Here is a 12,702-nt window from a genome sequence, read left to right as displayed (position 1 = left end):
GCTTTGGATCGGCGCGGAGCACCGGGCCTATACGAACCTACCCCACGAAACCGGCCTCAGGAGTGTTGCAATGACCCACGAAATCGATTGCCGCGGATTGGCCTGCCCCGCCCCTGTTCTCCAGACCAAGGAATGGCTCGAAAAAAACCCGTCCCGCGAGGTCGCCGTCCTCGTCGATGGTGAAGCCTCCCGGGAAAACGTCTCCCGGTTTCTGCGCACGCAAGGCTTCACGGTTTCCACCGAGACGGAGGGGCGGCATATCCGGGTCGAGGGCCGAAAATCCGGAGACGCGGAGGCCGCCCCCGCACCGGGTGAACTCGGCCGTGAAGAGGTGCGGAAGATCATGGTCATGATCACCCACGACAAGATGGGGCATGGCGACGATGAGCTGGGCGCCAAGCTGATGGTAAGCTTTCTGAAGACCCTCAAAGAGATGGGCAGAGAACTCTGGCGCCTCGTTTTCGTCAACAACGGCGTCAAGATGACCGTAAGGGGATCGGACGTTCTTCCCTTGCTCAAAGAATTCGAGGCCGCGGGGATCTATATCCTCGTCTGCGGGACGTGTCTGACGCATTTCGATCTGCTGCAGGAAAAGGAGGTGGGCGAAACCACCAACATGCTCGACATCGTCACCGCCATGCAGCTGGCGGATTCGGTCATCAACATCTGAAGGGCATCGCCGGTTCTTTTGGCGGAGCCTCGGCGGACAAGAAGGCGCCGCACATGGAGGCGCCTGCCTTCGATTCAGCGGACAGCGAAAAAAAAGACGATGTCGTTCGGGGATTCCAGGCCGCATCTTACCGGCTGCGACGGCCCCAATGAAAGATTCCCTCGTTTCAAGGATGCCGGCCTGAGCAGGCCGGTGAACAAACCTGAAAATTTGGGATGCCCCCTGTTCAGGGATTCCGGTCTCGACGGAAGAGGGCCTTCGCCCTGCTCACGAGGGCATCGGTTTCCTCTTTTTTAAGAGCACCCCAGCGCGTGTCGGCTTCCAGGTTGGGAATGACCGCACTCCCGCGGATTCCCTTTTCCGCCAGGGCCGCCAGGAGCGACTGCCGGCGGGCTTCGCGTTTCCGCGAAAAATCGTCCCGGCCGGCATCGAGCATCGCCTTGAGAGAGGCGCCGCCGCTTCCGGCTGTCTCCTGAACGATCTCGATCAGGCGTGAGTTGTCTCCTTCAGGGTCCAGACGCTCGAGGGTTCCTTCCACGATCATCTCGATGGCACGCCTGCGCCTGAGGGGATCCCGCTCATCGAGTTCCTTCAGCAGGGCCGACGGGCCGATCAGACCGTCGACGCAGCGCTGCAGCAGACCCTGCACCCGCCCCCGCAGCTCACGCTCCTGCAACTCCAGTTTTTCTTCCTCGGTCAGGGTAAGCCCCTTCGTCTTTTCCATGATAATGTCCAGAGTGCTTCGAATCTCCCCCATATGCCTCAGAACCTCCTCTCGAGCCGGGCCGCCTCCGCTTCACACGACTTCGGCCCGCCTCATGTCTCCTGCAGAAGCTCGGCCATCACCGTGTCGTGCAGGATGGGCCGGAAGGCCCTTATCGCGATGTTTTCACGGCTGGGATGCACCCGGTTGGTCAGAAGGATCACCACGATGCGCCGCTCGAGATCCACCCAGACCGATGTCCCGGTGAACCCCAGATGACCGATGCTCTGACGTGAAAAAAAACGGCCCGCGCTCGAATGCTCCCCCGACGGCGTATCCCAACCCAGGGTGCGGGTGCCGTCTCCAAGGTCCTGTCGATGCAAAAAACACCTCACCGTCGCAGGACGGAAAATGTCCTCTTTCAGGCCGTCCAGGTGCTGCACCAGCATGTCGGTCAGGGCGTATACCCCTCGGGCCGTACCGAAAAGACCGGCATGCCCCGAGAATCCCCCCATGAACCAAGCGTTTTCGTCATGCACCTCCCCCCGAAGCATCCGGCCCCGCCAGGAGCAATATTCGGTGGCCGCCGTGGTCCTCGAACAATGCGCCGGAACGGCTCCACCCCAGAAAAACACATCGGACAGGCCCAGCGGTTCGTAAACCCCCTCTCGGACGCAGCGATCCAGGGGCATGCCTCCGGCTCGCTCGACGATCCATTCGAGGAGCATGAATCCAAGGTCGCTGTAGAGCGTCGCCTGTCCCGGACGATGGACGAGAGGCATCTCGAGAATGGCCCGCCGGACCGCCTGCCTGCGCTCCCCGGCCGGTGCGCCGGCCAGATCCCGATAAAACGGGTGCCAGTCCTTCAGACCCGATGCATGCGCCAGGAGCATCCGAGGGGTCAACCCCGCCTTGTCCTCGGGCACCTGCTGATCGGAGAGAATTGTCTCGAGCGGCTGGTCCAGATGGAGCCTGCCCCGATCGACGAGGCGCATGACGGCCATGGTTGCGGCCAGCGGCTTGGTCAACGACGCGAGATCGAAAAGGGTGTCAACCCGAACCGCAGGCTCCGCCGGCGCCGAAGAAAGCCGCCCGCACGCCTCGAGGAGAAGGATTCTCCCCTCCCTGGCCGCAAGGAGAACGGCGCCCGGAAAAACGCCTTCCCCCACGCCTCGATGCAGCTGGCGCCTGCTGAGCGGCATCCTTCTTTCATCCTCTTCGGACCTATCCATCCGCCTGCTTTCCCCTTTGGATCAAAATCCTTGGAAAGGCTGGAGACATGTGCCATACTTTCATATTGTCCGGCTGCGAGAGCGCAAACGATCATCCTCGCAGCCGCTGCGGATCGATCTTGCCCTGATCCATCTCAGCGGCCGGATGCACAGCGCGATCACCCCGCCGACCCTTTCGGCATTCCCTTCAGGAGCCCTTTACAGTCTATCATGAATGAAGAAAATATTTACCGTATACACGAATCCGGAAGAGAAATCATCCTTGTGGGGACGGCGCATGTCTCCGAGGAAAGCACCCGTCTGGTCGAGAGCCTTATCCGGGAAGAAAGGCCCGATACGGTCTGCATCGAACTGTGCCAGGCTCGATACGAAACCCTGACCCAGCAGAAAACGTGGCAGGACACCGACCTTTTCAAGATCATCAAGGAAAAAAAGGCGTTCCTGCTCCTGGCCAACCTCATCCTGAGCGCCTTTCAAAAGCGGGTCGGCCGGAAGCTCGGCATCCAGCCCGGCGAGGAGATGCGCAGGGCCATCGCATGCGCAGAGGAGACAGGCGCTCGGATCCATCTTGCCGACCGGGATATCCGCATTACCCTCGCCAGGGTCTGGCGCCTGATGGGGTTCTTGAGCAAGATGAAACTCCTCTTTCAGATGCTGGTCTCCTTCGGCGAGGTCGACGATATCGAAGAGGAGGACATCGAGCGGATGAAAAGGGAAGACGTCCTCGAGAGCCTTCTCTCAGAGATGGGGACTCACCTTCCGGAAATGCGCCGCATCCTGATCGATGAAAGGGACCTTTACCTCACCCATCGCATCCGCCAGGCCCCCGGCGGCAAAGTGGTCGCCGTCGTCGGCGCCGGACACGTCCCCGGCATCAAACGGGCCTGGGAGCAGACCATCCGGCTCGAGGATCTCGAAGTCGTTCCGCCTCGCAGTCCGCTGGCAGGGATTCTGAAATGGGGCATCCCGGCATTGGTCCTGCTTTTGATCGTTCTTGGATTCTTTTACTCAGGGAAGACCGGCGGCACCGACATGATCAAGACGTGGGTGCTGGCCAACGCGGGGCTCTCCGGCCTGGGTGCCGCCCTGGCCCTCGCCCACCCCCTGACGATCCTGACGGCGGTCATCGCCGCACCTTTCACGTCCCTCAACCCGATGATCGCCGCCGGATGGGTCGCCGGGCTGGTCCAGATCTTCCTGAACAAGCCGAAGGTGAGCGACTTTGAACGGCTTTCAGAAGATATCGTGACCATCAGAGGCTTCTGGACCAACAAGATCACCCGTATCCTGTTGATCGTCGTCATGACGAACCTTGGCAGCTCCCTCGGCACCTTCGTGGCCATTCCGCTTATGGCCCGTTTCATGGCCTGATGCCCTGCGGGCCCGGGGCGGCCCTCGAGCCGGAGATTTGTGACCCCGCCGCCGTCAGGCTCGATGGATCAGGACAGGCAGCACCGCCGCCTAAAGGCCGCAGCATCCTGGTATTTTCGACCATCACCTGGACATGAAAGCCCCTTGCCCGGCGCGCCGCATGGAGAAGCACAACATACAGGAATTCTAGATGATCAAAACACAAGATACGGCTTGATTGTCGACTCCGTATCTGCTATAGAGCTCGCTGTGAGCATCGGGAGATGCGGCTGATACCCCTTCCGAAGGCAGGCGGACCAAACCATTTTTTTCATCATCCACAAGGAGGGCTCATGCATTTTTACTGGAAAATGATCGAAGAATTGAAACTCATCGGCGAAACCTGGATCATGAAAGATCCCGGGCTGTCCCGATGCTATCACTCCTGGATCGAGCGGAATCAATCCGCTATCTGGCCTGAGACGACCCGAGGAGTAGATCCCAAAGGAACTTCGTTCAATTACCGGGGAATGCCCCATTCCCTGAATTGACCGCCCTCCAGGGTGCTGCCGGTGATATCGGGGTTGACCTTTGAACCGTTTTTCGTTAAAAGTAAGTTTTTGTGCTTGAAAAACAAACGCCTATCCCGAGAAGAGGCCGCACATCAGCCGGCTTCGATGCACCCGTCATCGTTGCGATGAACGACCAGCCGCCCTTTTCCCAGGGCCCGGTGTACGGGCTGGTCCATTGACGGATGATCTGCCGCGCTGGTCCTCGGGGCCAGGCAGCCGATAGAAGGCGTTGCCCCTCGATCACACGTCGAGATGCAGCCCGGAAGCAGGGGATTCGCGAATCCCGTCCGGGGCGCTGATGTTCAACCAAACCATGGAGGTGCAGCCTATGAAAGCCGGATTCTGGCTGTTTTTGCCGGGTATGTTGCTCCTGTCTTGCCTGTTGATCCTGCCTCCGGCCGCCAGGGCCGATGAAAAAACCCCATGCGTCGACAAAGAGCAGTGCGAACGAATGCTGCGGTTCGGCCAGGAGGCGTATGCGCGCGGTAAGTATCTCGACGCCAAAGAATTCTTCCGCAAGGCGGTGCAGGCCGATCCATCCTCTCTGAAGGCCTGGCGCTATTATGACCAGGCGGTCCTCTTCGGCCTGGCCGAAAAGGTGGAGCAGAACGCAGATCTGACGTTCCCATCGGCCTCCCAACGCACAGAGGGTCCGCAGGACATCGGCGGGGAAGCCTCGCCGCCGCCCCCGCCCCCCAAGCCGGCGATGCCTGCGCCTCCGAAACCGGGGGAGTTTCGGATCATGCACGATGAAGGCTGCTAGCGTCAGGGGGAAAAGACCATGAGCGAGGAGAGAGGAAACCCGGTTCTTGTCGGCATCCTGAGGCGTGGCTACCATGCCGTTTTCTACGAAAACTGGCCTATCTGGCTGGGCGGAGTGCTCATCGGGATCATGAGCGTCATCACCTTTGCCTGGGCCAGGCCCTGGGGGGTGGCAGGCGGACTCCGCAACTGGGGCGACTGGTTTTTCAGTGCCGTAGGCATCTATCCCTTCCCCACCACCTCCCCCGTCACCGCCACCAACTCCATCCTGACCATAGGCCTTTTGTGGGGCGCCTTCGCATCGGCGCTCCTCTCGAAACAGTTCGCCCTGCGGATGGCCCCGCCGCTCGAACTGGCCAAAGGCGTCGTCGGAGGCATCCTCATGGGCGTGGGGGCCGCCATGGCAGGCGGGTGCAATGTCGGCGGCTTTTACACCGCCCTGAGCGCGCTGTCGCTGAGCGGCCTTGCCATGATGATCGGGCTCTTCATCGGCGCCTACCTGGGGATACGCTACCTTTACTGGGAACTGGAGCACCTGCCCTCGGGCTCGAGTGGAAACGCCCCGGCCGGCGAGGGAGATAAGGGCGGCCTCCATCTGCGCGATCTCTCCCCCTATCTGGGGGTCCTGGTGCTCATCGGAGCGGTCGCGGCATCCATCGCCTACAGCCGCGAGGCTCTTACCCGCGAGGGGGGCCTGCTCCTGTGCGGGCTGGCTTTTGGAATCATCATTCAACGCTGCCGCTTCTGCTTCGTGCGCGGCTTCAGAGACCCCTTCATGACGGGCGAAGGAGAGGTGGCTCGTGCCATCGCCCTGAGCCTCATGATCAGCGTCGTCGGCTTTGCGGCCCTCAAGTGGACCGGCCTGCGGGAGGAATCGGTCTACGTGCCCCAGGCCTTCTGGTTCGGGGGCCTCGTGGGCGGCATCATCTTCGGCGTCGGCATGGTGGTGGCGGGAGGCTGCGGCAGCGGCTCGGTCTGGCGCGCCGGTGAAGGCCAGATCAAACTCATGATCGCCGTGGTCTTCTTTGCGCTCTCGACCTCGCTTTTCAAGCTCTGGATGATGACATCGGAGGGCCTGAACAAAATCATGGGCCACCGCGTTTTCCTGCCTGATTTCCTGACGTACCGGTGGACCGTCATCCTGTTGCTGGTGTTTCTCTTCGCCTATTACGTAGCCGCTACCTGGAACGAGGAAACGGACGCCTTCACCGTCGAGTTGTAGACCATTGCAGGGAGAGAAACCTTTGAGTCTGATTCCGGGAAAGCCGCAAGCGTGCCTTTTCCGATGAAAAACGAAGACCCGTTTCATGATTATTATATCCGAAGGAGGAACACATCATGGTAGACAACGTAACCCCCGACCAGACCCTCGATTGCCGCGGCCTAAGCTGCCCCATGCCGATCCTCAAGACCAAGAAGCTGATCGGCACGATGAAATCCGGCCAGATCCTCGAGATCCTCGGCACCGATCCCGGCACCCGCAACGACCTCCCCGCCTTCTCGAAGCGGTCCGGCAATGAATATCTGGGCGAAAAGCAAGATGAAGGATTCAGCCGTTTCTACATCAAAGTGAAGTAGTCTCCATCCGGAAAAGGAGTCACTCATGGGCAAGCATCTCGGAGTCTTCGTCACTTCCGACCAGCATCTGGACAAGCTGATCGACCTGTGCCTCGCCGCCCGCCGGAAAGACGTGGAGGTCTCGATCTTTTTCACCCATACGGGCACCCTGCTCACGCAGGACCCCAGATTCAGCGAACTCGAAGGCCTCGCCAAGATGGCCCTGTGCAACGTCGGATTCGAGAGCCACCATCTGAAGCCGCCGGTTCCGGGCATCGACGAAAAGGACTACGCCACCCAGGCCAGGCATGGCGAGTTGATCGAGGACTGCGACCGTTACATCGTCTTCTAGGAGGAGGATCGGACAACCATGGAAAACATCAAGCACGTGGCCTTCCTGATCCGAACCGAGAAGGATCTCTGGGAAGGCTCCCGCTCCACGCTGGGACTGGCTGTCGAGAATTTCTACTCGTATATGTTCGTCATCGATGTGGAAGTGGAGATGACCGAGGCCTACAAGGAAAACCTGGAATGGCTCGAGGATATGGAGTGCCAGTACTTCTCGAACAACCAGGTCAACGTCGATCAACACGGGTTCACCTACATGAGCCTTGAGGACATCGGCCGAAAGCTCAGGGAAATGGACCTCATCGTGCCGTTTGGGAGCCTGTCATGAAGATTCTGCACATTCTCAAGACCCCACCGGACGATACGACCCGCCTCCTGAAGGGGATCGTCTCGGAAGGCCAGGACAATACGGAGGTCAGCCTCTATGAGGGGCAGCCCGATTACGAAAAACTGATCGACCTGATCTTCGAAAACGAGCAGGTCATCTCCTGGTGGTAGAAAGAACCGTGCCGCCCTGCGGCAGGGCGCACTGAAGACAAAGGCCGCAGGGCGACGCCCTGCGGCCTTTTCATCGCTTTCTTCGCTCCCCACGCTGAAGCACGGGGGGTTCGCTGCGGACTTCATGGAAAAGCCCGCAGCTCGAGGGATCTAATACATCTCCGCTTCGAGATCGATGCCGTCGCGCTCGAACTGCTCGTCCCGGAGCGCCCGGGCCTGCTCGATCTCCTCTTCGCTCCACGGCTCCACGATCAGCGAATCGGCCACCAGTTCCCAGAGGTACTTGGTCTCGATCCCCAGATCGTATTCCTTCGTCAGGGACTTCATGATCTGATCGCGGCAGTTGTGGCACGGCGCGATCACCAGCTCCGCCCCGGTGTCCCCGATCTGCTGCGCCTTGACGCGGCCGTAGTAGATCCGCTCGTTCTCGTAGGGCATCGCCCAGGCGCCGCCGCCGGCTCCGCAGCAGAAATTGTTCATCCGGTTCGGCTGCATCTCGACGAAGTTCTCGCAGCACTGCTGGGTGATCCAGCGGGGCTCCTCGAAATAGCCGTGCCCGAAGGCCTTCTGGCTCTTCCGGCCGTAGTTGCAGGGATCGTGGATCGTCGTCAGTTCGTGATGGATCGACTTGTCGAGTTTGATCCGTCCCGTTTCGATGTATTCCTTCAGGAGATCGTGGACGGAAACCACCTTGTACTTTTCGAAGACTTCAGGGTACCACGTTTGCAGACCAAGCCTGGTCGCATAGTAGGCGTGGCCTCATTCCGGCAACAGGAGCGTCTTGCACTCCAATCTCTCCATGTGGTTGACAATGCGCCCGACCAGTGTCTTCATGGATTCGTCGTCACCCGAGAAAAGGCCCCAGTTGACCCCTTCCCACTCGGTCGAGGCGGTGGTCCAGTCCTCCTTGGCGGCATAGAAGATCCGCCACCAGAACTTCATGTCATCCGGTTCGCCGAAAGGCTCCTTCGAATTGATCGTCACGAAGACGTTGGCGCCCTTCTTGTCCACGGGGACATAGAACCCTGGGAAGCCCTCGTCCTCGTCCATTTCCCGCCCCAGATCCGCCAGCAGAAAGAGGAAATCCTCCTTCGGGATGCCCAGGTTGTTCCCCCTTTCCAGATCCATCACGACGCCCTTGTGGATCGGACCGGGGACCTTGTCCCTCGCGCGCAGGGTCCGGGCGCGGCGCATCATCTTGAGGATCTCCACCCCTTGCGGACAGGCGTATTCGCAGCGGCCGCAGAGCGTGCAGACCCAGGGAAACCGCGAGTCGATCAGCTCCTGATCCAGCCCGAGGGCGGCCATGCGCACGGCTTTCCTGGGGTCCATACCGTCGACGCCGGTCACCGGGCAGCCGCCGGCGCAGGTCCCACAGGTAAAGCAAACGTCCGCCCACTCGGGGGCGACCCTGAGTTTGCCCTCCTTACGGTTAACAGCAATCGGCTCCATTCATCACCCTCCTGTTATCGTTTATAAAAAAACACCCCCCGAAGGTTTTTTCGATCGCCGGGGGATTTTGCTTCGAGTAACCGCTGTTTATTAGTAAACACTTCGATGCTGAAAGTCAATTTTTAATGCCTGAGTGCGGATCCCCCCGTCTCCTGCCCCAGACATCGAAAGCGATCAGTTTGAAGAGCAGAAGATCCCCCGTATGATCCCTTTGGCCTGTTCGTACTGGGTATCGCTCAGCACCAGCGACCCATCGCCCTTCCGGAACGGCGGCTCGGTGACGCGGTAGATGCGCTCCTCCAGCCGCGCCTGGGCCGCCATCCTCCCGGGCACGGCGGGCACGATGCCGATCGCCTTCTCGACGTCGTCCGGGAACTTGCCGGGGTCGGCGGTTTCGTAGATCACCGCCGGCCGGTCGTGCCGGCCCTCGAGGAAGGTGTCCAATGTCCGCCAGCCCACAGCCCCGTGGGGCTCGATGATGACCCCGAACCGTTCGTAGACCTCCCTGATGGCCTGGTAATGGTCCGGGTTGCTGACCGCAATGGAATAAAAGTCCCGCCGCATCGCCTCCAGGTCCGGCATACGGTCCATGACACCTTCCTCGATGATCTTGCCCGCCTCATCCCGCCGGTCAAAGACATGCCCGCCGTAAAAATCGACAAGCCGCGCAAAATTGCTCGGGTTGGACACGATCATGGCCGACGAAGGGGATTTGACCGACGGCCGCACGAGGTAGCCGCCTGTCGCCAGAAACTCCGGAAACTCTCTGTTCTCGTTCACGCCGCAGAGGACCCTGCCGATCGGCAGGCCCATCTCCCTCGCCAGAACGGTCCCCATCATGTCCCCGAAATTGCCGGACGGCACACTCGCGATCAGGGGCTCACCGTCCGCCGGGATGCGCGAACAGGCGAAGAAGGGATAGACCGCCTGCGGCAGAAGCCGCCCCAGGCTGATGGAATTAGCGGAGGTGAACCGGTCCGCGTCCCCGAAGCAATCCCGGGCGAAGCGCCGGTCCCCCAGAAGACGTTTGGCCATGGCCTGACAGACGTCGAAATCCCCGTTGACCTCGAAGGCGTAGACATTCCCCATCAGCGTGGTCATCTGCCGCCGCTGCCGTTCCGTGATGGAGCCCTGCGGGAAAAAGACGACCGTGTCGACGCTCTCGAGCCCGTGCAGCGCATCGGCCACCGCTCCGCCGGTGTCCCCGCTGGTCGCGACCGCGACGACGCGCCGCTCCCCGGTCTCCTCGAGGAAGTGATCGAGCATCCTCCCGAAGAAACGCGCCGCATAATCCTTGAAGGAGTATGTCGGTCCATGGGTCAACCACATGATGTAGGTCCGGCCGGTCAACCGCTGGATCTCGGTCGGGATGACCTCTTCCCGGTACGCGTCGTTCAGGATGGCGCGAAGCGCCCGCTCCCCGATATCACCCTCCAGGAAGGGATACAGCACCTCGAAGGCGATCTCCGCATACGACATCCCGGACATGCCTCGGACCACCTCCCGGGGGATCTTCGGCACATCGGCCCGCGCAAGCATATAAAGGCCGTAGTTGGATGCAAGCCCGCGCATCAGCGCCGTCTTGAAGTCCGCCCGTTCGCTCGCGTCGTTCGTACTGTAATAACGTATCTTTCCCATAGGATCCAAAACCCTTCCTACCCTGCCATCCTGTCGAAACCATTCCGTTTCCATCCGGAAATGGCCTTGCGGTCCATCTCAGCGTCGATCTGCGCGTTCACTGGTGCGGCGATCCAGAGTTACATCGGAACAAGTGATTGATTTCATTCATATTGCCAAACCGGGACCCGCCGCGAAGCGGTGGGACTGAGCACCCGAAGGGTGTAAAGAAAAAACCCTCATCCAGAATCGATATCCGGCTACTACCGGGAAGTCGCTTCCGCATGGAAGCCATTTACAAAACTCGAAATTTTTTATTTTAAAACTTTCGACAGAACTTGTCAAAAAACAAAGAGCACGCCCCTCCATTCGGGTGTCCCGGTTACGCTTCCGGATTGGAAGCCAGGTCGTATAGGGAAATCCTTTCAGGATGGACACGAGGTCTCCACGATCCGCCGCGGGACGGCACCCTGACGGGCGATCTGCAGGCCGCTGCGGCACATGGACTGCGCGCCGATACCGGCCGAAAACCCCTTTCCGGATGCGCATCTGGAAAATAGCTACAATGTAAATTTACCGGTTGCTATTCCAAATAGATTGTTCTATAGATAGCATTTTTTGAATACTGTTCAAAAAGCGGCCAGTTTCCTGGCAGCCGTTGAATCAACAATCATGGGGCACAAACATCGGCGGATCGTTGACGCCAGCGCGTGGCCATGCGGGATTGCCCCAACTGGATGAAAAAGGAGGAGATGTTTATGGAATTTGAGTTAAGTGAAGAGCTACAGATGCTGCGTGACATGGCGCGCGACTTTGCCGCCGAAAAGATCGCCCCGTTTGCGGACGAATGGGATGAAAAGCATTATTTCCCTTACGAAGAAGCCGTCAGGCCCATGGGCGAGCTCGGATTCTTCGGCACCGTCATCCCCGAGGAGTACGGCGGCAATGAAATGGGCTGGCTGGCCGCCATGATCCTGACGGAGGAAATCGCCCGGGCCTCGAGTTCCCTCAGGGTTCAGATCAACATGCAGACCCTCGGGTGCGCCTTCACGATCTTTCGCTACGGTACGGAAGACCTGAAGAAGAAGTACATCCCGAAGCTCGTCAGCGCTGAATACATGGGCGGCTTCGGCATCACCGAACCGAATGCCGGCTCCGACGTCATGAACATGAAGTCGACGGCTGCCGACAAGGGCGACCACTGGCTCATCAACGGATCCAAGACCTGGATCTCCAACACCTCGGTCGCCGATGCCCTGATCTTTTATGCCTACACGGATAAAGAAGCCCGGGGCCGGGGCCTTTCGGCCTTTGTCATCGAACCCAAGAACTTCAACGGGATCCACACGACGAACCTGGACAAGATGGGATCGCGCTCCTCACCGACCGGAGAGATCTACCTGGAAGACACGAAGGTCCCGAAAGAAAACATCCTCGGCAAGCCCGGGGACGGCGCCAAGATCGTCTTCGGATCCCTGAACCAGACCCGCCTCTCGGCGGCCGCCGGCGGCATCGGCGTCGCGCAGGCCTGTCTGGACGCCGCAACCGCCTACTGCGCGGAGCGTGAGCAGTTCGGCCAGCCCATCGGCCAGTTCCAGATGAACCAGGACCTCATCGCCCAGATCACCTGCGAGATCGAAGCGGCAAGGCTCGTGGTCTACAAGGCCGCGTGGCAGAAGGATCAGGGAAACCTGAACAACACACTCGAGGTCGCCCAGGCCAAGTACCTCGCCGGTGAAGTGGCCGTCAAGGCTTCCCAGGTGGCCATGAAGATCCTCGGGGCCTACGGCTACTCCACGGAATACCCCGTGGCCCGCTACTACCGCGATGCCCCGACCTACCAGATCGTCGAAGGGTCCACCAACATCTGCAAGTGGATCGTGGCCCTCGATCAACTCGGCATCCGGAAGGCAAACCGGTAGATCGTAAACGGAGGAAGAC

Annotated in this window: 13 protein-coding genes; 9 read left to right on the top strand and 4 right to left on the bottom strand. The window is 60.0% G+C overall.

What is annotated here, in order from left to right:
• Positions 1–70: 70 nt before the first annotated feature.
• Positions 71–670 (top strand): sulfurtransferase-like selenium metabolism protein YedF, encoded by a 600-nt coding sequence (gene yedF / locus H567_RS0113740; RefSeq protein ID WP_028321845.1) that lies wholly within the window; start codon positions 71–73, stop codon positions 668–670.
• A 226-nt stretch (positions 671–896) separates the two neighbouring features.
• Here yedF and H567_RS0113730 read toward each other — a convergent pair whose 3' ends face one another.
• A complete protein-coding gene (locus tag H567_RS0113730; protein WP_028321844.1) occupies positions 897–1,427 on the bottom strand; it encodes a type 1 periplasmic-binding domain-containing protein in 531 nt (176 codons plus the stop codon).
• A 59-nt stretch (positions 1,428–1,486) separates the two neighbouring features.
• Entirely contained in the window at positions 1,487–2,605 is a 1,119-nt protein-coding gene (locus tag H567_RS0113725; RefSeq protein ID WP_051184863.1) for a serine hydrolase domain-containing protein, read from the bottom strand.
• A 210-nt stretch (positions 2,606–2,815) separates the two neighbouring features.
• Here H567_RS0113725 and H567_RS0113720 point away from each other — a divergent pair, with 210 nt between their 5' ends.
• The 7 genes from H567_RS0113720 to H567_RS29195 all read left to right on the top strand — a co-directional run bounded on the left by H567_RS0113720 (position 2,816) and on the right by H567_RS29195 (position 7,692).
• Entirely contained in the window at positions 2,816–3,976 is a 1,161-nt protein-coding gene (locus H567_RS0113720; RefSeq protein WP_028321842.1) for a TraB/GumN family protein, read from the top strand.
• Positions 3,977–4,855: 879 nt separating this feature from the next.
• Entirely contained in the window at positions 4,856–5,290 is a 435-nt protein-coding gene (locus H567_RS0113710) for a hypothetical protein (protein WP_153306195.1), read from the top strand.
• A gap of 18 nt (positions 5,291–5,308) precedes the next feature.
• Positions 5,309–6,511, top strand: coding sequence for a YeeE/YedE thiosulfate transporter family protein (locus tag H567_RS0113705; protein ID WP_028321839.1), 1,203 nt, complete (start codon positions 5,309–5,311; stop codon positions 6,509–6,511).
• Between the two features lie 116 nt (positions 6,512–6,627).
• Positions 6,628–6,867, top strand: a complete 240-nt coding sequence (locus H567_RS0113700) for a sulfurtransferase TusA family protein (protein WP_028321838.1) — start codon at positions 6,628–6,630, stop codon at positions 6,865–6,867.
• 25 nt (positions 6,868–6,892) lie between these two features.
• Positions 6,893–7,198 carry a DsrE family protein gene (locus H567_RS0113695; protein WP_028321837.1) on the top strand — a complete coding sequence of 102 codons (306 nt, stop codon included), beginning with the start codon at positions 6,893–6,895 and terminating at the stop codon, positions 7,196–7,198.
• Between the two features lie 18 nt (positions 7,199–7,216).
• Entirely contained in the window at positions 7,217–7,522 is a 306-nt protein-coding gene (locus tag H567_RS0113690; protein ID WP_028321836.1) for a hypothetical protein, read from the top strand.
• Positions 7,519–7,692, top strand: coding sequence for a hypothetical protein (locus H567_RS29195; RefSeq protein WP_167330938.1), 174 nt, complete (start codon positions 7,519–7,521; stop codon positions 7,690–7,692). The genes H567_RS0113690 and H567_RS29195 overlap by 4 nt, the downstream gene beginning before the upstream one ends.
• 150 nt (positions 7,693–7,842) lie before the next feature.
• Here H567_RS29195 and H567_RS29865 read toward each other — a convergent pair whose 3' ends face one another.
• Positions 7,843–9,144 carry a (Fe-S)-binding protein gene (locus H567_RS29865; RefSeq protein WP_084517308.1) on the bottom strand — a complete coding sequence of 434 codons (1,302 nt, stop codon included), beginning with the start codon at positions 9,142–9,144 and terminating at the stop codon, positions 7,843–7,845.
• Positions 9,145–9,318: 174 nt separating this feature from the next.
• A complete protein-coding gene (gene thrC, locus H567_RS24955; RefSeq protein ID WP_051184861.1) occupies positions 9,319–10,782 on the bottom strand; it encodes a threonine synthase in 1,464 nt (487 codons plus the stop codon).
• Between the two features lie 737 nt (positions 10,783–11,519).
• Between thrC and acd the strand changes: the two genes are divergently transcribed.
• Positions 11,520–12,683 carry a glutaryl-CoA dehydrogenase Acd gene (gene acd, locus H567_RS0113665; protein ID WP_028321833.1) on the top strand — a complete coding sequence of 388 codons (1,164 nt, stop codon included), beginning with the start codon at positions 11,520–11,522 and terminating at the stop codon, positions 12,681–12,683.
• The last annotated feature ends 19 nt before the right edge of the window (positions 12,684–12,702 follow it).

The sequence above is a fragment of the Desulfatiglans anilini DSM 4660 genome, assembly GCF_000422285.1.
GTDB lineage: Bacteria > Desulfobacterota > DSM-4660 > Desulfatiglandales > Desulfatiglandaceae > Desulfatiglans > Desulfatiglans anilini.
The sequence above is the reverse complement of the archived record's forward strand: the minus strand, read 5'-3'. Positions and strand labels throughout refer to the sequence as shown.

Excerpts from the sequence above, each read along its gene's own strand:
- yedF (WP_028321845.1), top strand. The coding sequence starts at position 71 with ATGACCCACGAAATCGATTGCCGCGGATTGGCCTGCCCCGCCCCTGTT.
- H567_RS0113710 (WP_153306195.1), top strand. The coding sequence starts at position 4,856 with ATGAAAGCCGGATTCTGGCTGTTTTTGCCGGGTATGTTGCTCCTGTCT.
- thrC (WP_051184861.1), bottom strand. The coding sequence starts at position 10,782 with ATGGGAAAGATACGTTATTACAGTACGAACGACGCGAGCGAACGGGCG.
- acd (WP_028321833.1), top strand. The coding sequence starts at position 11,520 with ATGGAATTTGAGTTAAGTGAAGAGCTACAGATGCTGCGTGACATGGCG.
- H567_RS0113730 (WP_028321844.1), bottom strand. The coding sequence starts at position 1,427 with ATGGGGGAGATTCGAAGCACTCTGGACATTATCATGGAAAAGACGAAG.
- H567_RS0113690 (WP_028321836.1), top strand. The coding sequence starts at position 7,217 with ATGGAAAACATCAAGCACGTGGCCTTCCTGATCCGAACCGAGAAGGAT.
- H567_RS0113720 (WP_028321842.1), top strand. The coding sequence starts at position 2,816 with ATGAATGAAGAAAATATTTACCGTATACACGAATCCGGAAGAGAAATC.
- H567_RS0113705 (WP_028321839.1), top strand. The coding sequence starts at position 5,309 with ATGAGCGAGGAGAGAGGAAACCCGGTTCTTGTCGGCATCCTGAGGCGT.
- H567_RS0113725 (WP_051184863.1), bottom strand. The coding sequence starts at position 2,605 with ATGGATAGGTCCGAAGAGGATGAAAGAAGGATGCCGCTCAGCAGGCGC.
- H567_RS0113695 (WP_028321837.1), top strand. The coding sequence starts at position 6,893 with ATGGGCAAGCATCTCGGAGTCTTCGTCACTTCCGACCAGCATCTGGAC.
- H567_RS29195 (WP_167330938.1), top strand. The coding sequence starts at position 7,519 with ATGAAGATTCTGCACATTCTCAAGACCCCACCGGACGATACGACCCGC.
- H567_RS0113700 (WP_028321838.1), top strand. The coding sequence starts at position 6,628 with ATGGTAGACAACGTAACCCCCGACCAGACCCTCGATTGCCGCGGCCTA.